General features: G+C 34.7%; 16 protein-coding genes. 12 read left to right on the plus strand and 4 right to left on the minus strand.

Going from position 1 to position 21346, the window contains the following annotated elements:
* Positions 1–9 precede the first annotated feature (9 nt).
* Entirely contained in the window at positions 10–1176 is a 1167-nt protein-coding gene (locus FA045_RS09390) for an MFS transporter (RefSeq protein ID WP_136876805.1), read from the minus strand.
* A gap of 206 nt (positions 1177–1382) precedes the next feature.
* On the opposite strand from FA045_RS09390, the gene FA045_RS09395 reads away from it, so the two are divergent.
* Genes FA045_RS09395 through FA045_RS09410 form a run of 4 tightly spaced genes read left to right on the plus strand, consistent with a single transcriptional unit; the run spans position 1383 to position 6559 of the window.
* Positions 1383–2888: an ankyrin repeat domain-containing protein gene (locus FA045_RS09395; RefSeq protein WP_136876806.1), complete on the plus strand. Its 1506-nt coding sequence runs from the start codon at positions 1383–1385 to the stop codon at positions 2886–2888.
* 5 nt (positions 2889–2893) lie between these two features.
* A complete protein-coding gene (locus tag FA045_RS09400) occupies positions 2894–3382 on the plus strand; it encodes a DUF2271 domain-containing protein (protein ID WP_136876807.1) in 489 nt (162 codons plus the stop codon).
* Positions 3383–3389: 7 nt separating this feature from the next.
* A complete protein-coding gene (locus FA045_RS09405) occupies positions 3390–5588 on the plus strand; it encodes a PepSY domain-containing protein (RefSeq protein ID WP_136876808.1) in 2199 nt (732 codons plus the stop codon).
* On the plus strand, positions 5588–6559 hold the full coding sequence (locus FA045_RS09410; RefSeq protein WP_136876809.1) for an FAD:protein FMN transferase: 972 nt from the start codon (positions 5588–5590) through the stop codon (positions 6557–6559). The genes FA045_RS09405 and FA045_RS09410 overlap by 1 nt, the downstream gene beginning before the upstream one ends.
* A 798-nt stretch (positions 6560–7357) precedes the next feature.
* Here the strand turns inward: FA045_RS09410 and FA045_RS09415 are convergent.
* Positions 7358–8287, minus strand: a complete 930-nt coding sequence (locus FA045_RS09415) for a helix-turn-helix domain-containing protein (protein WP_136876810.1) — start codon at positions 8285–8287, stop codon at positions 7358–7360.
* An 80-nt stretch (positions 8288–8367) separates the two neighbouring features.
* On the opposite strand from FA045_RS09415, the gene FA045_RS09420 reads away from it, so the two are divergent.
* The 7 genes from FA045_RS09420 (at position 8368) to FA045_RS09450 (ending at position 16175) form a co-directional block, all read left to right on the plus strand.
* Entirely contained in the window at positions 8368–10815 is a 2448-nt protein-coding gene (locus FA045_RS09420; protein ID WP_136876811.1) for a TonB-dependent receptor, read from the plus strand.
* Positions 10816–10819: 4 nt separating this feature from the next.
* The gene (locus tag FA045_RS09425; RefSeq protein ID WP_136876812.1) at positions 10820–12226 is read left to right on the plus strand and encodes a hypothetical protein; all 1407 of its coding nucleotides are present in this window, start codon (positions 10820–10822) and stop codon (positions 12224–12226) included.
* 144 nt (positions 12227–12370) lie between these two features.
* Positions 12371–12649 (plus strand): TIGR03643 family protein, encoded by a 279-nt coding sequence (locus FA045_RS09430; RefSeq protein WP_136876813.1) that lies wholly within the window; start codon positions 12371–12373, stop codon positions 12647–12649.
* A gap of 307 nt (positions 12650–12956) precedes the next feature.
* A complete protein-coding gene (folE, locus tag FA045_RS09435) occupies positions 12957–13598 on the plus strand; it encodes a GTP cyclohydrolase I FolE (RefSeq protein WP_136876814.1) in 642 nt (213 codons plus the stop codon).
* Positions 13598–14245 carry a flavin reductase family protein gene (locus FA045_RS09440; protein WP_136876815.1) on the plus strand — a complete coding sequence of 216 codons (648 nt, stop codon included), beginning with the start codon at positions 13598–13600 and terminating at the stop codon, positions 14243–14245. The genes folE and FA045_RS09440 overlap by 1 nt, the downstream gene beginning before the upstream one ends.
* Positions 14246–15508 (plus strand): FAD-dependent oxidoreductase, encoded by a 1263-nt coding sequence (locus tag FA045_RS09445; RefSeq protein ID WP_136876816.1) that lies wholly within the window; start codon positions 14246–14248, stop codon positions 15506–15508.
* Positions 15501–16175 (plus strand): MarR family winged helix-turn-helix transcriptional regulator, encoded by a 675-nt coding sequence (locus FA045_RS09450; RefSeq protein ID WP_169305040.1) that lies wholly within the window; start codon positions 15501–15503, stop codon positions 16173–16175. Before FA045_RS09445 ends, FA045_RS09450 begins: the two co-directional genes overlap by 8 nt.
* 575 nt (positions 16176–16750) lie before the next feature.
* On the opposite strand, the gene FA045_RS09455 is transcribed toward FA045_RS09450, so the two are convergent.
* On the minus strand, positions 16751–17128 hold the full coding sequence (locus FA045_RS09455; protein WP_136876818.1) for a response regulator: 378 nt from the start codon (positions 17126–17128) through the stop codon (positions 16751–16753).
* Positions 17129–17137: 9 nt separating this feature from the next.
* The gene (locus FA045_RS09460; protein ID WP_136876819.1) at positions 17138–18652 is read right to left on the minus strand and encodes a sensor histidine kinase; all 1515 of its coding nucleotides are present in this window, start codon (positions 18650–18652) and stop codon (positions 17138–17140) included.
* A gap of 494 nt (positions 18653–19146) precedes the next feature.
* Here FA045_RS09460 and FA045_RS09465 point away from each other — a divergent pair, with 494 nt between their 5' ends.
* A complete protein-coding gene (locus FA045_RS09465) occupies positions 19147–21246 on the plus strand; it encodes a PAS domain S-box protein (RefSeq protein WP_136876820.1) in 2100 nt (699 codons plus the stop codon).
* Positions 21247–21346 lie beyond the last annotated feature (100 nt).

Raw genomic sequence — 21346 nt, forward strand, 5'->3', positions numbered from 1 at the left:
TAATCCTTATTATTCAATTTGTCTCTTTTTTGCTAAAGATATTAAGCCTACAATAGGGCCAAAAGCTAAAAATACATAAGCAAAAGATGGATTGATATGCTCAATTAACAATCCAATACATTGAATGCTGATGATGGTAACAGAAAAGCCGATACAATTTGCAATGGTTAATGCGGTTCCTTTTAAAGCAACTGGAGCATGCTGAGCCATAAGTGTCGAAAACAGCGGAGAGTCTGCAACAACAAGCATTCCCCAAACAACTAAAATAACAAATACTAGCCAAATTGAAGCAATGTAAAAGAGCAGAGGGGACAATAAACAACATAAACATGAAAGCAATAAAATGATTGTTGCTAACCTTTTTACGCCAATTTTTTTAGAAAAATAGCCGCTAATTATGCAAGCTAAACTGCCAGAGGCGATGATTATAAAAGCCATTAAAGATGAGTTTATAGCTACGGTTGCATTTATACGGTTGTACTGAAGTAGTAGTTGTGGTACAAAAGCCCAAAACGCATATAACTCCCAGCAATGCCCAAAATAACCTATGGCAACAGCCTTAAATTCTGCATGTTTAAAAATTTTTAGCAAAGCTGATGCATCAAAATTACTTTTAACTCGAAATGGTCCGTTAGGTACTAAAAAGCCAACCAAAACTCCACCTGTTAGAGCCAAAGCAGAAGTAATTTGTAAAATAGATTGATAGGAGAGGTTAAATGAAATACCTTTTAATAAATGAGGGAGGGCAGTGCCCAACACCAATGCACCCACTAAATATCCTAATGCACTACCTAAGCCATCTTTATAATAATCTGCAACAATTTTCATCCCGATAGGATAAATGCCAGCTAAGAAAAAACCTGATGCAAACCTCAATAGAAGTATGGTTGTTAAATCGCCTTTGGCATAAACTACTCCAATATTAAAAATTGCTGCAATAATAGCGCTTGTAAAAAATATCTTTGATGGAGAAAAGCGATCACTTAGCGAAAGAAAGGCGAAAATTAGCGTGCCCGTTATAAATCCAAACTGCACAGCCGATAATACGTTACTGATGCTAGTTGAATTTGCATGAGGAAGAATAGTTGTAATAACTGCATTACCTGCAAACCAAATCGATGTGCAAAAAAATTGCGCAATTACAATAATAGGGAGGATTACTTTGGCTTTTAACATAAAGTTTTGATATGGCAATGATACGATTTTGATGCATAAAATTATACCCTATGTAGCTATCAGCCTATTAAGAAAAGACATTAAAATTTAAAAACATATAATTTTTTAGTCATATCGATTTTGATACAACAAATTTTCTTCTCTATTTTTTGTAAACGGATAGATTTTTATATCTTCGCATCAATTTAGAATTAGTTTAAATAAAGATGAAAAAGATCCTTCTTGTTGCACTGGTATTAACCGGTCTTTATGCAAATGCACAAAACAACACTATGTTAAGTGCCGATTTTTGGAAAACCAAGCCAGATTTGGCTGCGGTGAAGGCAGAAATTGCCAAGGGTAATAGTCCCTCGCAATCAAACTCAAATTCTTTTGATGTTGCTACCATGGCAATAAACAATAAGGTTTCAAACGATGTAATTCAGTTTTTAATTGAGCAAGAAGGCAATGGACCACTTAAAAAAACACACAATAGTAGAACGTATTTACAATGGGCAGCATCAGCTGGAAATTTAGAAATTGTAAAATATTTAATAGAAAAAGGAGCAGATGTTAACCACCAAGATAGCCATGGAGATTTAGTTATAGCTTACACGGCATCATCTGGCAATAAGAATACTGCTATTTATGATGAACTTTTTAAAAAAGGCGTTGATCCAAAAATAAAAGTAAAAAATGGTGCAACATTAATGATGTTAGCTATTGCAGCAGATCAAGATTTAACTTTAACTGAATATTTTACTGCTAAAGGATTATCAATTAACGATAAAGACGAATTTGGCAGAACAGTAACAGATTATGCTGCTAGATTTGGTAATAAAGAATTGATAGAAAAATTGATAGCTAAAGGTGTAAAACCAACCAATCAGGCCTTATTTTTTGCAACTCAAGGTTCAAGACAAGGAAGCAATGGTATTGCCACTTTTCAATATTTAGTAGAAACTTTAAAGTTAGATCCAAAGGTAATCAGTCCGGAAGGAACTACGCTTTTACATGCCGTTGTTCGCCGCCCAAATGCTGAGGTAATCAATTACTTTTTAGAAAAAGGTGTAGATGTAGCAAAAGCTGATAACGAAGGTAATACTGCTTTAATGCTTGCTGCTGGTGGAAGAGATGCGCAATTGGTAGAAACACTTTTAGCCAAAGCTAAAAATATAAATGCTGTAAACGAAAAAGGAGAAAGTGCTTTAACACAAGCTGTGGCTATAGGTTCGTCAGAAATTGTTGCCTTACTTTTAAAAAATGGCGCTGATGTTAAGGTGGTTGCAAAAAATGAAAATAACCTGGCCTATTTTTGGTTTAATGGATACAGAGATGCTGCACCGGCTGGAAGACCACAAGGGGCACCGGCAACTACACAAGCCAATGATTTTGATGCTAAACTGGCGGTATTAAAAGTTGCAGGTTTAAATGTTGCAACACCACAAAAAAATGGAAGTACTTTATTTCATTTGGCTGTAGTAAAAGAAAATTTAACCTTAATTAATAAGGCGAAAGAATTAGGAGTAGACATTAATGCGCAAGATAGCGAAGGAGCAACAGCTTTACATAAAGCGGCTTTAATTGCAAAGGATGATACGATTTTAAAAACTTTAATTGCTTTAGGTGCTAAAAAGGAATTAAAAACTGAGTTTGAAGAAACTGCTTATGCTTTAGCAAAAGAAAACGAATTTTTGGCTAAAAATAAGGTATCTGTCGACTTTTTAAAATAACCCACATGAAATTGAATATCAAATTTATAATCTTACTTTTTGTTGTTTTAGGTTTTAGCAAAGCTGATGTTTATGCGCAAACGAGTAAATACAAATGTTTAATACAGATGGTTAGCTATGAAGGTGAAGCAGCGTATGTTGTGGTGTCTTTGGTTAACAAAGCGGGTGCTTACGAAAAAACATTAGCGGTTTTAGGGCCAGATAAACAATGGTATAACACTTTAAAAGACTGGTATAAATATCAAACAAAAGCCAAAGAAAAATTAAGTGCGGTTACAGGTGCATCTATTGGAGGTGGAGATAGAGCCATTAAAATTTTAGAAATTGACAACGCTAAAATGAACAAGGGATATACCTTGCGTTTCGAAACAGCGGTAGAAGAGCAAAAATATCATATAACCGATGTAGAAATTCCTTTAACCACTGTTGGCATTACCGAAATGGCTAAAGGCAAAGGATACATTAAAATGGTTAAATTAAATAAAGTGCAATAAACCAAAGATGACTTTATCTATCTGGAGGTATTCTCATTTATCATTAGGTTTAATTTCTTCAGTTTTTGTACTTATTTTGGCTGTAACAGGAGTTATTTTAGCTTTTGATGCAGTGGAGGAAAAAGTGCCTTCCTATCGTGTAGAAAACTTTAATGACTTAAATCTTTCGCAGGTTTTGCCCGAGCTGCGAAAGGTTTATCCAGAAATTACCGAACTTACGGTAGATCATAATCAGTTTGTAAGTATTGATGCTTTTGACCAGAATGGGGAGGCGGTTAAAGCTTACATCGATCCAAACAATGGGGAAATATTAGGCCAAGTAAAAACCAAAAGCCAATTTATCCAATGGACAACCGCTTTGCATCGGTCATTATTTTTAAAAGATACAGGCAGAATTGTCATCGGCATTGCTTCTTTTTTATTGCTATTAATCACCATCAGTGGGTTGGTTTTAATTATCAAAAGACAGCAAGGGATCAAACATTTTTTTGCCAAAATTAACCGCGATTTTTTTGCGCAATATTTTCATGTCATCACCGGCAGGGTATTTCTAATTCCAATTTTTATTATTGCTTTAACTGGCACTTATCTTTTTATGGTAAGGATGAATTTGATTGCTAATAATAAAGTAGAAAGGGTGCAACAGAAAGTAAATGTTGATGCTGCTAAAATTAAAGAAGCAGCATTTCCAATCTTTAAAATAACTCAGCTGGCGGAAGTAGAAAAAATAGAATTTCCTTTTATTGCAGATGAACCCGAAGAGTTTTTTATCTTAAAATTAAGAGATCAAGAAATTTCGGTTAATCAAATTAATGGTCAGATAGTTGCCAAAACTAAATATCCTTATTCAGCTCTGCTAGAAAAATTGAGTTTAGATTGGCATACCGGCAGAACAAGTGTGCTTTTAGCAATTATATTAGGTTTAGCCTCTTTAAATATTGTATTTTTTATTTACACGGGTTTTGTAATTACCTACAAAAGAACCCGCACCAAAATTAAGAACAAATTTAAAGCAGATCAGGCAGAAATTGTGATTTTAGTAGGTTCAGAAAATGGAAGCACGCTATTTTTTGCCAACCAAATTCACCAACAATTATTGGCCGACGGAAAAAGCTCTTTTATAGCTCAACTCAACCAATATAATGTCTATCCTAATGCAAAACAGTTGTTAATTTTTACCTCAACTTATGGTTTGGGTACGGCACCTACTAATGCAAATCAATTTCAAAATTTACTTCAAAAATTTCCTCAACAGCAACAAATAGAATTTTCTGTTATTGGTTTTGGCTCTAAAGCTTATCCAGATTATTGTGCATTCGCTATTCAATTAGATGAATTATTAAATAAGCAAACTTGGACCAAACAGTTTTTACCGATACATACTGTTAATGATAAAGACACCGAAGAGTTTACGCAATGGGTAAAGCATTGGAGCGAGAAATCGTTAATTACGTTAGCAACGGCCCCAGCAGTTTACAATGAGAAAATTCCTGATCTAAAAAAGTTTAAAGTAATTGCTAAAACATTGGTTAGCGATGATAATTCAACGTTTAAAATTATACTACAACCTGTAGCTAAATTGAAATTTAAATCGGGCGATTTATTGGCAATTTATCCGGCCGAAGATCACAGAGAAAGATTTTACTCAATTGCGCAAGTGAACGGAAAAATACAACTCATCGTAAAATTATATACTACTGGCTTCGGCTCTAGTTTTTTATATCAATTGGAGCAGGGCAATACGTTGAGTGGTAGAGTAATGCTTAACCCAAATTTTCACTTGCCTAAAAAAGTTAAAGCAATAGTTATGATTGCTAATGGAACGGGTATTGCACCCTTTTTAGGGATGATTTTAGAGAACAAAAAACAAATTCCAATTCATTTGTATACTGGTTTTCGTTACCGTAACGTACTTACGCAAAGCTATCAAGATTTCGCATCGGCGGAGATAAATTTAGGCAGATTGAATAGTTTCGATATAGCCTATTCTCGAGAAGAAAACTCGCAATATGTGATGGATTTAATTAAAAAAGATGCTACAAAAATTGTAAATATTTTAGCTAATGGTGGTGTGATTATGATTTGTGGTTCACTTGCCATGCAACAAGATGTAGAGCAAGTTTTAGAAACATTAACAATGAGTATGAACAACATACCATTGAGCTTATATAAAGATCAAAAACAATTACTTAGCGATTGTTATTAATGAGTTTTTCTACAATACTACTTTCAAAATATTTCTTTTTCATTTTTGTCGTTGTACTGTTTACTTCTCAGCCAGGTGCAGCCCAAGTAATTTTAAAAAAGCAAACAACTTTAATGGGTTCTGTATTTAATTTCACAGTGGTGGATAAAAATAACTTAACTGCAAAAAGTAATTTTGCTGATGTTATTAATGAAATAGAGCGTATAGAAAATTTAATTTCTGAGTGGAGACCGGAAACACAGATTTCAAAAGTTAACCAAAACGCAGGTATTAAGGCTGTTAAAGTAGATCGTGAAGTTTTTGATTTAACTAAAAGAGCAATCAACTATGCTAAAATGACGGATGGTGCGTTCGATATCAGCATTGCTGCGTTAGATCAAATCTGGAAATTTGATGGCTCGATGGATACTTTGCCAAATCAGGAAGCTATTAAAAAATCAATTAAAAATGTTGGTTATCAAAATATCATTTTAGATAGTGTGAACTGCACTATTTTTTTAGCTCAAAAAGGGATGAAAATTGGTTTTGGTTCTATTGGAAAGGGTTATGCAGCCGATCGTGGTAAAGAATTGCTACTGGCTAAAGGTGTAATTGGCGGAATTGTAAATGCTTCTGGCGATATGGCGACTTGGGGCAATCAGCTTAATGGCAAACCTTGGGTTGTTGGTATTACCAATCCGTTTAAAAGAAACCGCATCTATAAAAAAATAAAATTGAAAGATCATGCCGTTGTCACTTCAGGTAGTTATGAGAAATTTGCCGAAATTAATGGTGTTCGATATTCACATATCATCAACCCTAAAACAGGTTATCCAGCTATAGGATTAATTAGCGTTACAGTTGTTGGTCCGAGTGCAGAGTTTGCCAATGCATTAAGTACATCGATTATGGTATTGGGCAAAAAAGAAGGCTTAAAGCTATTGAAGAGATATCCCAAATACAAAGGAATTTTAATTAAGGATAGGGATTGATCTTTTAGCTTTGTTTCATGCTCAGCGATAATTTATTTTATTAAAATCAATATAATTGAGGTTTTTCTGAAAGTACAAAAATCGAAATCATACCTGTCCGCCTCTGGAAAGTTTATTCCGATTTATCGGAGTGGGAAGGGCGAGGAATAAGATAACGTGTTTGGTTACAGTTGTTTAATCCGTAAAAATCATGCTCAGCTTCCCGAAGTAAATTCGGGACACGTGACTGGGCATCGTAATGCTATGATAGGTTTTTTAAATTTTTGCTATTGCATTAAGATCCCCACCTGCGTGGGGATGACGCGAAAGAGGAGCAGTTCGTCATACTCATGGGTAATTTATTTTATAAAAATTAATATATATGACGATAAATTTAGCTCGTTTTGTCATCCAGAGTGCAGCGAAGGATCTCGAATTTTGTATTCCAACTATGAGATTCCTCCGAAGTCGCCTGCCTGCCGGCAGGCAGGGAATGACAAAACAAGGAGCTTATATCTTTTTATAAAAATTGATTTTCAGTTACTTAAAAAATAACGTCAATAGTGGCTTGACTGGGCAACGTAATATCTATGGTAGGAGATTTTTAAAGTTTTGCTACCGCATTAAGATCCCCACCTGCGTGGGGATGACGCGGAAGAAGAGCAGTTCGTCAATGGTGGCTTGGCTGGGCCTCGTAATGCTAAGAAAGGTATTTATTTTTGATATTTAGTTATCCTAAACTAAACGATAAAGATTTCTCCTCAGTGAAGAACCTCGTTCGAAATGACGATTGGTGTTTGCTTAAACTTTAAACAAGTATTAAAAATTCTCCAATCCACGAAAAATCAATACCGAAAGCTTACCAGATTTTAATTTATTAGGTAAATAACCAAAATACTTTTTAAAAGCATTGCTAAAATGAGTAGGGTAGGTGTAGCCCATTTTATTGGCAATTTCGGCAATGGTAATGTTTTTGGCCAATAACATGGTTTTTGCCATTTCCATTTTATACTGGTTAAGGTAACCATAAACCGTGGTGCCAAAAGCAATTTTAAAATTACGTTTAAGGTTAAATTCGTTAGTGCCTACCATGTGCGCCAAATGACGTAAAGAAAATGGATTGTCGATATGGTTTACCAATATTTCTTTTACCGCTAACATTCTGTTCATTTCATCCTCTTTAAGCTGTCTCAATTCAGCGTTTTCACTTAAATGCTCAAATTGCGAAGATTGAAACATCAACAATTCTAAAACTTTTGCTTCTAAAAACAAGCGTTCACAAAAACCAGTATGATTTGAAGTTTTTAAGTTATTAAGTATAGTAACAATTTCTGGATTGATATGTAGATTTTGAGGTGAAAACATGGCCAGTTGATTTGTTTCTAAACCTTTCTTTAGGTTTAATAAGCCTAGGTGTTCAACTGGTAAATATCTTTCTAAAAAGAAAAGGTCAATGTCTAAACAGAAAATTTCATGGTCTTTATGATCAGTTTTCCAAACAAGATCTTCACTATTTATGATCAGATTATGTTGCTGATCGGTTAAAATTCCTAATGGTTTTTTGCTATGCAACCCACAAATGGTTAAAGTACCCTTTAACACAAAAATCATTTTAAGAATTTTTGTTGAAGAATTTTGAGCTGATGAAATATCATCTTGTGCGGAAAAACTAGCCGTAATCTTCCTTTTTAGTTCAAAAATTAGTGGAATTTCTCCCTTTTGCGTTAGTTCTTCTCCCTTAGGCGTCATGTGTGGTATATATCTTTGCAGCGAAGTTATTATTATTTAGACTATTTCTAAAGAAGATATTAAAATATTACAAAACACACATGAAATACCTTTTAATCCTTGTTGCAATTCTTTTCTTTGGTATAACAGTAAATGCACAAACAGGAAAAATATTTGGTACAGTTGTCGATCAATATGGCAATCCAGTAGAAGGAATTGCTGTTCAAATTAAATCTTTGCAAAGAGGCTTGTCTACCAGCCAAAATGGAAGTTTCGAATTTAAAGATTTACCATACGGCTCTTATGCGCTAACAATAACTTCAATCCAATTTAAACCTTATAGTTTTCAAATTCAGCTCAATAAACCAGAGTTGCAACATCTGGTTAAACTGGTTTCGGCAAATGATCAAAATTTAAAAGAAGTTGCCATAGTACAAAAAACAGTTAAAAAAGAAATAGAAACATCGGGTTTTGCGGTTTCAATTATCGAAACTAAAGAAGCTTCTTTAAGAAATTTAACTACCAATGAGTTGTTAGATAGGGCAGTTGGTGTGCGAGTAAGGCAAAATGGTGGTGAAGGCTCACCAATTGAATATAACTTAAATGGCATGAGTGGAAGTACCATTGGCTTGTTTTTAGATGGCATTGAGATTTCTACTTATGGCTCATCATTTAACCTCAACAACATCCCTCCAGCTATGATTGAGCGCATTGAGGTTTACAAAGGTGTATTACCATCGCACTTAAGTGGCAATTACATTGGTGGTGCCATTAATGTAATCATGAAAAAAGATGCATCTGCCAACAACCTCAATGCGGCAGTTTCGTATGGTTCATTTAATACTTATCGTGCAGATGTAGGTGCTTTGTACCGCAATCAGAAAAACGGATTTACAACAAGAATTTCAGGGTTCTACAGTCACTCGGATAACAATTACGAAATGTGGGGTAAGTTTTCTAAATATACGCTACCTGGCGGAAGAATTGTTAGAAATTACCGCACCCTTAGACCTAACGATAAGTTTGAAACCATTGGTGGCCGTTTCGAAGTTGGCTTTACAGATGTGAAATGGGCAGATCAGTTTTTTATCGGCTATAATGTTTCAGACTCATACAAAGAAATCCCCCATGGGATAACCATGACGAAGCCTTATTTTGGCCGATTTAATGAATACCAAGCGAATGTGTTTAGCTTAAACTATGCAAAAAAAGATTTGTTGATTGATGGTTTAGCTTTAAACGTAAATGCTGTTCACAGTAAGCGAAGTACTTATTTGCAAGACACCGTTAGTTTACGCTACAATTGGGATGGAACATTATTGGTGAAAAATGCAGATGGTCCGCCAGAAACTTATGGTTACGAACCAGGAAAAGGCCAACAGGGAGATGCTGTAATGACTAATATTGATAGAACCATCACAAATGTTCGCTCAAACCTATCTTATAACATCTTTTCAAGTCATAGACTTTCTTTTAATCACAAGTTCGAAAAATCAAATCGTAATGATCAGGATTTGCTCATTCCAGAAAGAAGTAAATGGATAACTCAAAACGATTTAACTACCAATATTTTTGCCATGAATTACGAGGCAGATTTATTAAAGGGGAAATTAAAAACCAATATTTTCGGTAAATATGCCATTTACCAAACCGATCAGCTAGTACCTGTTGGCGAAAGTAATGGTGTTTTAATTTATCAAAACAACAGTGTTAAAAGAGATAATAAAGGTTTTGGAGGAACATTATCTTATCAGGCAATTGACAATGGATATTTAATTTTTTCGGCTGAGAAATCATTTATCATGCCCACAGATAGGCATATTTATGGCGAGCCAGAAAATAATTTGTTAGCTAACCCAGCTATTTTGCCAGAATTGGCAGTAAATTATAATTTGGGCGCTCGTTATGGTTTCTCGAGTTCAGAACTGCACAAAGTAGCCATTTATGCCAACGGTTTTTGGAGAAATGGATACGATAAAATCATTCAGCAAACTCGCCTAGATCCAGTAATTGAAGGTAGAGAAAATCAAGTAGAAGATATTCAGGTAACGCAATTTGTAAACTTAGCCAAAACGCAATCTTTAGGTTTTGAGGCAGAGATCAATTACATCTACAACAACCGATTAAATGCAATGCTTAACTTTTCTAAATTTAATACCCTATTTAAATTAGAACAGGATGAAAGAGGAAATCCGAATACGTTGTACAACAGACAAGTGCCAAATGAACCGTTTTTTACAGTAAATGCCAACGTACAGTATCGTTTTAATGATGTTTTTCAAAAACGTTCGGTATTAAATGCCTATTACAATGCTGGTTATGTAGGCGCTTTTAGTACCATTTGGATTGAATCTGAATGGTTTACCACACCTACGCAATTTGCTCATGATTTAGGAGCGAGTTACCGTTTTCCTAGCGGGAAATTGGTGGCCAGCTTAGATTGTAAAAATATTTTAAATGCCGAGTTGTATGACAATTTTGGCGTGCAAAAACCTGGCAGAGCCTTTTATTTCAAATTAAACTTCACTATTAATAATTTAAAAAAATAACAATATGAAAACTAGCTTACTTACAAAAGTGATCTTCGGTTCAATGGTAACCATGAGTTTATTTAGCGCTTGTAAAAAAAATAATGATGCGGTAGAACCTGAATTATCTGGGGCTGATAACATGAGCAGAAAATATTTAACATTAACTGCCGCTTTCCCTAAAGATGGCGTTGCCGGAGATGGGGGAACAATGGCTTATGCCGTTACGTTAGAACAAGCGAGTAATCCGAATTTTGAAGTGAATGCTTTCACGAATGGTTATGGATTAAGGTCTGAACGTACTGCTCGTGTACAAGGCTCGGTTAATGGAAATTTCTTGTACAACATACAATACACAGGTACTGATGGTGGCATTTTTAATAAATATAAAGTAGAAGGCGATAAAAATTTTGTTGATACCCGCGAAGAAGTGAACACTGAACCAATTTTAGGTACTGCACCTCGTTGGGTAGTTGCTGCCGAAGGTATTGGAGTAGGCGTTTTTGCATCGGCAGAAATTCAGGCTTCTGGTGTAGGTGCTGGTGCAGATTTTATAGATGTAAAAAGCACAGCCAAAATTGCAGTTTTAAATTTAGATGATCCAAAAATTACTCGTCAAACAGAATTTACCATTCCATTTACTGCTGAACAAACCAAAGCTGGTTATCAAATTGGTCGTATTGATGTGCCTATTTTAAATAAAGCAAAAACCAAAATTTACATTGGTTGTAATTTAACTAGAACAGACCCAACTAAAAAATCTACAGTTAACAACGCAGGTAACCAAACTTGGAGCACAGGAACAAGAGATTTAGGTACAGCTACATTGGTGGTTGATTATCCTTCACTAACTAATCCTAAACTAATTTATGCAGATCCAACCATCAGTAAAATTAACAACAACTCTTACCGCACCATGACTCAATATGTAGGTACAGATGGTAATGTTTATCAAGCAACGGCTACTTCTGGCTCGCAAATTTTAAGAATTAGCAGTGCAACAAACGAATATGATAATTATAACTTCGACCTAAAAACAGCATTAAACACAACAAATGCAGTTACCATTAGAGCTTGGAGATACCTAAAAGACGGTGTTGGTATTGTTTTGTACAATGAAACTGGTGTAAATGGTGGTTATATCGCTTTAATTGATTTAAACGCAAAAACAGCAACCAAATTAACTACAGATAACCAAACAGATATCGGTTATTCTGGAAGATCAGGAAATACTGCAACAGGTGTTACTTCAATTACAGGCACCTTTGGTCAGTTTCAAAATATAGGTTTTGCAGGCGATAATGTATATGTACCAATGACACCAAACGGAGTTGATGGAAATTTATATGTAATCAATTACAAAACTAAACAAGTAACAAAAGGTGCTAAACTTAAAAACCAATCTGGTAGTTTCTATTTAGGAGCTTATTAAAAACTTTAAATAGCTTTAGCCGTCTCTACAAAATAATGTAGAGGCGGCTTTTTTATTTGTAACCTATTTTAATGATAAATAAATTACAATCTCCACAAAGCCTTACTGCTATATTTGAACGTAAATATGTGCTTATTTTAAAACATGAAATATTTTACCGAAATAGAAAAAGACCGCATTATTGAAATGGCTTGGGAAGACCGGACTACTTTTGATGCCATAAAATTGCAGTTTGGTATTACACAGGGTGAAGTAGAAAAATTAATGCGTAGCGAACTCAGTCCGTCTGGTTTTAAAAGATGGCGCAAAAGGGTTTCTTCTGGTGTGGGTGTAAAACATGCCTTTAAAGCCAATGCAGATATGTTGCGTTTTAAATGTAATAGGCAGAGAGCAATTAGTGGCAATAGCATTTCGAAAAGATGAGATATAGCGATTGGCGTTTGGAGTTTGGTGTCAAATGAAAACCACCAATTTAAACAGTTAAACAACTATCCAACTAACCAATCAATTAAGTTGAATCTCCCCACAACAATTAACCAATTTTGAGCTTGCGAAATCCCGATTTCTCGGGAAACCACTTAACTATCTTTCCAACTCCACATGTAACCAATTAACCATCTCCAAAAAGTCATATTTCTTAGACGAAAATAAATGTTTCACTAAACTTAGTATGTTTACATCCAATAATTAAGTATTTCCGTACTTTATCGTACTAAATAAATAACATAACATGATCATTGAGAACCTAGAAGTATCTCCAAAAAAAATAAGCTTTGAAACCCCATTAAAGCCAAACGCATTTGAATTAACAGACGAAGAAAAAATTGAACTCATTACTGGCCACTTTAATAATATCTTAAATATTTTAGGTTTAGATTTAACAGACGATAGTTTAAAAGATACACCGAAAAGAATTGCTAAAATGTACGTAAAGGAAATTTTTAGCGGCTTAAATCCAGCCAATAAACCAACTCCAACCTTGTTCGAAAATCCTTACCAGTACAAAGAAATGTTGGTAGAAAAGAACATCGAAATTTTTAGCAATTGCGAACATCACTTTGTGCCAATAACTGGTAAAGCCCATGTAGCCTACATTAGCAACGGTAAAGTAATTGGTTTATCAAAACTAAACAGAATTGTAAGGTATTATTCGCAACGCCCACAAGTACAAGAAAGATTAACCATTCAAATTGCCGAAGAAATTAAAAAGGTAATGGGTACAGAAGATGTAGCGGTAATGATTGATGCCAGTCACCATTGTGTATCTTCTCGTGGTATTAGAGATTCAGGTAGCACTACAATTACCACCTCATTTAGCGGTAAATTTAAAGAACAAGCTACTAAAGACGAATTTCTAAAATACATCAGCTAATGAACATTTCTGCAAATACCTTAGCGCAATTAGAAGATCGTTTTAGGGCCACACTCATCAATTCTTTACCCGGCTTAAAAAGTTTGCATTTGGTTGGTACCATGAGTGAAAACGGTCATAGCAATTTAGGTTTGTTCAACTCTGTGTTTCATCTAGGAGCTTCGCCATCTTTGCTCGGTATGGTTTTTAGACCAGGTTCGCAAGACCATGATACGTTAAGCAATATCAAACGTACTGGTTTTTATACCTTAAATAATGTGTTAACCTCTTTTTATCAGCAAGCGCACCAAACCAGTGCCAGATATCCTAGTGGTGTTTCAGAATTTGTAGAATGTGGCTTAACCGAATATTTTATTCCGAATTTTCAGGCTCCCTTTGTAGCCGAATCAACCATTAAAATTGGTATGGAGTTGCGTGAGCTATTGCCAGTTGCACTCAATAACACCACAATTATTATCGGTGAGATTAAACACATCCAGTTGAATGAAAATATCCTGGCAAGCGATGGTTATATTAATCATAGTTTAGCAGGTAGCCTTACTGTTGGTGGTTTAGATGGCTATTTCGAAAATAAACCTTTAGAAAGGTTATCTTATGCAAAACCAAACCAAGCAGTTCATTTGTTAAAGGTTAAAAAGGAGTATTAAATGCAGCGTAAAGCAATAGATGTAATTATAGTTGGAGCAGGCATAGCCGGATTAACGGCCGCCAAGTTAGCCAAACAAAAAGGCAAAACAGTGCTACTTATTGATGCTGCAGATGGGGTAGGTGGTAGGGTACGTACAGATAATAAAGAAGGGTTTTTGCTAGATCGCGGTTTTCAGGTATTGCTCACATCATATCCTACTGTTCAAAAAATACTCAACTACCAACAACTCGATCTTAGCGCTTTTAAACCTGGTGCCTTAATACATAAGGGAAATAAAAAATACCGCATTGCAGATCCGTTAAGAGATCCAAAATTATTGTTTACTACCTTATTATCGCCAGTTGGCACTTTAAAAGATAAATTGCTTTTATTACAATTAAAAATAAAGCTCAAATTCACATCGTTGGATGAAATATTTAAAGACAAAGAAACTACCACTTACCAATATTTGCAAAGGGTAGGTTTTAGTACAAAATTCATCGAAAATTTTTTCAGACCATTTTTCTCTGGTATATTTTTAGAGCAAGGCTTAACTACATCAAGTAGGCTATTTGAGTTTTTATTTAAAATGTTTAGCGAAGGTGCTGCAGCAGTGCCTGCAAAAGGAATGGGTATGATTAGTGCGCAATTAGCTGAAGATTTATTGGTTGATGAACTTTTGCTAAATGAAAAGGTAACTGCAATTGAAGGTACAACTGTTACCACACAATCTGGAAAATTATTTACAGCAAAAGCCATCATCGTAGCTACAGATGCAGCAAATTTTCCATTCCCAAAAGCTATATCGCAAAAGGGGAAAAGTGCAATTACCTTGTATTTTAGTGCACCTTTTATTAAAGAGCCAAGCGAACGCATTGCTTTAAATGCCAACCAAGGTGAGTATATTCGCAATATTGCCATTATGGACCACATTTCTCCAGCTTATGCGCCAAAAGGCAAATCGTTAGTTGCGGTATCTTTAAATACAGATTTGTCCTTGCAAACAAAGCAGATTGAAACCCAAACCAGAATCGAATTGGTTAATTGGTATCCAGCATCGGCTGATTGGAAACTTTTAGCTATTTATGATATTCCGTATGCATTGCCAAATAACGAAAGCGTAAAATACAACAGCACTGCAGCTGATATACAATGGAGTGAACATTGTTATGTTTGCGGCGATCATTTGTTGTATGGCTCTATCAATGCCGCAATGGATAGTGCAATAAATGCGGTAGAAATGATGCTTGCTCACAGTTTTAACCATAATGAACATGAATAGTTATCAACTCATTAATCAATTGGTTACGCTCGTAGCAGAATTTGAAGAGCAGAAGCAAAATAACGTTCCTTTATCTATCGAGAATTTTTCGGGGTTTCTAAATGCTAAACTTAGCGGCGAGCAATTGGAAAACAAGGTAAAAGATATTCGCTTTGGCGAGCAGCAACCAGAGGTGGTGGCAATGGCCTATCAGTTAGATAATAACATTGCCCGTTTGTTTGTTTACATGAGTAGGTATGCAAAATCTTATATTAAAAAAGCCTTACAAAAAACAAATTTAGCAACTGCCGAAGATTTTACCTGCTTAGCGCTATTGCTAACGCATCAAAGTTTAAGCAAAACCGAGTTAATAAACATGAGCTTGTTAGAAAAAGCATCGGGTACAGAAGTTGTAAACCGATTGCTTAAAAATAATTTAGTGCACCAGTGGGATGATCAAAATGATAAAAGAGGTAAAAGAATAGGTATAACCAATGATGGCAAAACCTTGCTTTTTGAGGTATTTACTGATATGAATAAAGTAAGCAGTATTATTACTGGTAAGCTAAGCACAAGCGAAAAATATACCTTGCAATACCTTTTGCAACAGTTAGAAGATTTTCATTATGATTTGTACACTAATAAATCAATTGGTAGCAAAGCTGATTTGTTGAGTTATGAAAAGTGAGAGTAGGGTTTAGAGCAACGAGCTTTTTCGAATTAAAGGTTAGAGTTTAGTTGTTAGGGTTTAGAGAAATGCAGTTTTAAACTTTTTGCCTATTGTCAGTCTGAGCGTAGTCGAAGACACTAAGATTAACGTTTACCTTTTAAATTAGAAAATCAAGCTTTTTCAAATTAAAGATTGGAGTTTAGGGGTTAGGGTTTAGAGAAATGCAGTTTTAAACTTTTTGCCTATTGTCAGTCTGAGCGTAGTCGAAGACACTAAGATTAACGTTTACCTTTTAAATTAGAAAATCAAGCTTTCTCAAATTAAAGATTAGAGTTTAGGGGTTAGGGTTTAGAGAAATGCAGTTTTAAACTTTTTGCCTATTGTCAGTCTGAGCGTAGTCGAAGACACTAATATTAACGTTTAGCTTTTAAATTAGAAAATCAAGCTTTCTCAAATTAAGGCTAGAGTTTAAGGGTTTAGTGTTTAGAGAAATGCAGCTAGCCTATTGTCAGTCTGAGCGTAGTCGAAGACCTGAGTTTTAGCTTTTAATACAATAAAATACCTAACCTCTAACCACCTCTACAATTATCCACCTAACCCATTGGATAAGCTTTAATCAAATCATCAATATTAGCTAGCAAAACTTCTATATCAAAAGGTTTTTCTAAATAACCATCAGCTCCTGCTGCCTTTGCAATTACTTTACCATCTGTACTGGCAGAATACATAAATACGGGTATTTTAGCCTTTTCAGTATCTGATTTTAAAGATCTCAAAATTTGATCGCCAGAAATTACTGGCATCCAAATATCCAATAAAATTAAATCTGGTGTTTCTTGTTCAATTCTTTTCAGCGCATTTACACTTTTAGGTTCAATTACAACTTGGTAACCTTCATCTTCCAGTATCAATTCTAACATTTCTAGTATGCCTTGGTCATCATCGCATACCAATATTTTTTTGTTTTTCATTTAATGTTTTTATCTATTAACAGGAAGTGTGAAGCTAAATACCGAACCTTTTTGCTTTTCGCTTTCTACCCAAATGGTACCGCCGTGGTTACTAATAATTTGCTGACAGATGTACAAACCAATGCCCATACCAGGATAATGACGCTGGATTTCTCCAACACGATAAAACCTGTCGAATACTTTCGCTTGTTCATCATGACTGATGCCCATACCTCTGTCTGTAATCGAAACTTTAATAAAATCGCTAATGGCATTTACCTGTACCGTTACAGTAGTGTTTTCTGGCGAATATTTTAAAGCATTGCTTAACAGATTAGAAATTACTTGCACCAAATGAGATTCATCACCATTGTAGTTCGTGCCGCTTTTGCCAACCAATTCAATGTTTCTTTTTGGCGAGGCAGCTTTTATGCCATCAATGGTTTCCATTACCATCCTATCAAAATCAAACGGTTCTGGATGTAATTCTATATTGCCAGTTTGTATCCTCGAAACATCTAATAACTCGCCTAAAAGTTGGTTTAAACGATGTACATATCTAGAAGTTTTATCAACTACGTTTTTAAATTTATCTGATGCGTTTTCTGGCATAAGCCGATTCATCATTTGCATATAACCTACAATTGTGGTTAATGGAGTTTTTAACTCATGACTAGCAATAGAAAGAAAATCATCTTTGCGTTGTTGTATGGCTCTTCTATCGGTGATGTCTTCAATCGCCAATAAAATCCAATCTTTATATTGCCCTTCTAATTCAATGCGATGGGCATTTAATAACATTAGTTTTTTACCAATGTGTGGAAACTCATGCTCAACCTCATAATCTAAAACTGGGTTGTTGGTAGGTAAAATCTCTTCCATCATCACTTTAAGTTCAGGAATATTCCATTGCCCATTACCCAAATCATAAAGTGTTTTACCTTTAGTTTCGTTAATAGAAACTTTAAACGTATTCAAAAAATGGTTGTTGGCGCTTAAAATATTGTAATTTTTATCCATTACCAATAAGCTCTCTCTAATGGTTTCTACAATACTTTTTAAATATTCTTGATTATCCTTTAGCATTCGAGTACGTTCCTCTACCTTTTTCTCCATATCAGCTTGGTTCATTTCTAATTCAAGCTGCGCTTTTTTGCGTAAGGTTACATCGTTTTGTATGCCTATAAAATTGGTTACATTACCTTCATCATCCTTAACAGGAGAGATGTAAAGTTCGTTCCAAAATAATTTACCTGTTTTGCTATAATTGCGAATTTCTACGTGGCAGTTTTCGCCATTGGCAATAGCAGCACCTATAATTGCTCGTTGCTCTTGTCCGCGATCTTTACCTTGCAAAAACCTACAATTATGTCCAATAATTTCTTCTCTTGAGTAACCTGATATCTCTTCAAAAGCCGGATTGCAGTAAACAATAGGGTTGTCGGGTAATAAATTATCGGTAATTACAATGCCCGTATTTGTTGCATCCATTACTTTAGAAAGCAAATCTATATCGAGTTTTTTACCAGTTTGCGTATAATCCATGATGATTTAATCTATTCAGATATAAAAAATATTAGAACATAAACGTTCGTACTATCATTATGGTTTGCCAATAAATCAATAAACCTTCATTTTTAGGTTAGATTGTAAGTTTATACAGCGTGTTTAAGGTTTTGTGAGATTTATTCCTCAACTATTCAATCAATAGGTTATTGGTTTGGGTTTACTGTTTACCATGATTAACTCACAGACTAACGAGTTTTTCCTTTTTTATCAGCTAAGGCAAGCAATAATTAACCAATAAATAATTTTTTCGAACAAAATCTTTCTTCTTGATAAACAAAAGGATAGCCATTTTAAACCTAATTAAACTAAGATTTTTGAGCAAGTTTATAGATTTTATTTACATTTAGCTATGGGGAAATTTAATCTATAGTTAATTTAACTCTGTAAAAGAGATTGATGTAGCTATAAAATTAACTAACCGGCAGTTTAATTGTATTTATTTATAAAGATCATCCACTTAATTCTTTCTAATGGTATCTCTAACTCAAAATTTACACCAACTGCAGCCCATTTTAGCTATGTTGTTTGCAAATAGCAAGGAAGCGGTAATGTTGTTAGACAAAAATTATCATATCATTTTTCGCAGCTCAGCTATAGCAAAAATTGATGGTTATTGTGATAACGAAATTTTATATACCTCTTTCCTCACTTTAATTATCGATAGCGAAAAGTTAAAGGTAATGGCATTGTTTGAAGAGTTGAGGACAGCCCTTAAACCATCGGCTACTATACAAGTTACCTTAAATTATCCTGGTAGGCAACCACTGTTAGTTTGCTTAAACTTAAGCGCAAACTTTGCATTTCATGAGCAGTTTATTGTGGTTAATGTAACTGTAATTAGCCATCAAATTACCGTTCAAAAACCTAAGCATCAAAACACTAAACTTGGCTTGTTAGAGTCTGTAGTGGCAAATATAAGTGATGCAGTAATGATACTCGAACTTGATCCAGCCATAGCAAATGACTCTAAAATTATCTATGTTAATAAGGCTTTCCCCATCATTACAGGTTATACTTTTAACGAGTTGCAAGGCCATTCTCCACGTTTTTTACAGGCAGCAGTTACAGATCAAACACATCTAAATCAGCTCAGAAACAATATTTATGCTGGTGAAGCTTTTGAAAACACTTTACCTAGCTACAAAAAAAGTGGCGAATTATATTTGGTAAATGCTTCCTTTTCTCCTTTAAAAAATGAAAATGATATCCTTACCAATTGGATCATTACCTTACGGGATGTAACCGAAAAAAAAGAGCTTGAAAACGTATTACGCAAAGCATCAAGTTTAGCTGGTATTGGCAGTTGGGCTTACGAGCCACACAGCCAAAAGATATTTTGGTCTAACATGACCAAGCAAATTTATGAAGTAAAAAAAGATTTTAATCCAGACCTATCCAATACTGCTTACTTTTTTAAACACGCCAAACAAAATCAAGCTGTTTTAGATCAAATTTCTAATGACATTAGTGGAGGTAAAGCCTTCGATTTAGAAGTAGAAATTTTAACTGCCAAGAAGAATAAAAAGTGGATCCGCATTATTGGAGAGCCAGAAATGATCAATGGAAACTGTCAGAAAGTTAGCGGAAGTTTTCAAGACATTGATCAACGAAAAAAAGCACAATTATTAGCAGAAAAAACCATTAACGAAAAAAATGAAATTTTCGAAAGCATAGCTGATGGATTTTTTGCAGTAGATAAAAAATGGAAAATTACCTTTTGGAACAGCAGGGCTGCCGAAGAAGTAAAGCGTAATAAAGAAGACCTTCTGCACCAAAATTTGTGGGAAGTTTTTTCGGAAGCCGTTGGTTCTTCTTCTTACCACCAGTACCAGCAGGCGATGAAATTAAAAAAGCCAGTACAATTTGAAAGCTTCTCGGCAGTTACCGCCCAATGGTACGATATTAGTGCGTATCCATCTCATAATGGCTTATCGGTATATTTCAGGAACATTACCACCCGTAAGCTAGACAAACAATTAATTTTAGCTACCGAAAAACGTTACAGCGATTTATTTCAACTTAGTCCATTGCCAAAATGGGTTTTTGATATCAAAACATTACGTTTTTTAGATGTGAATAAAGCTGCCATTAACCACTATGGTTACTCGTACAAGCAGTTCATGAAAATGACCATTTTAGACATTAGAACTATTGATGAACAAGAGCAGCTCAAAGTAGCGCTAACGCAAACCAAACACAAAAATTTACACCAAGGTTTATTAACCCATCAAAAAAAGAATGGCGATTTAATCACAGTAAATATTCAAAGTGTGCACTTTACTTTTAAAGGTCGCAAAGCCAAACTCATTATTGCACAAGATGTTACTGAACAAGAAAAATACATCCAAGCGATAGAGGAGCAAAACCAAAAACTGAAAGAGGTTTCGTGGATCAATTCGCACATTTTAAGAGCGCCTTTAACTAAAATATTGGGTTTATTAGAAGTAGTTAAAATTGTTGATGAACACCAAGAACGCAAAGTAGTTTTAGACTATATTCAAACTGCCGCTACAGAGCTAGATAAAGCGATTTTAGAAATTACCAAAAGATCACAAACCAATTCAATTTAAGCTTAATTAGATTGTTTAGTGGTTAGAGGGTTAGGGTTTAGAACGGACAAGCTACAAAGTTTAAAAGTTTAGGGGTTAGAATGAATTTGGAACTCCTCAA

The sequence above is a fragment of the Pedobacter cryotolerans genome (assembly GCF_005116475.1).
GTDB classification, from domain to species: Bacteria; Bacteroidota; Bacteroidia; order Sphingobacteriales; family Sphingobacteriaceae; genus Pedobacter; species Pedobacter cryotolerans.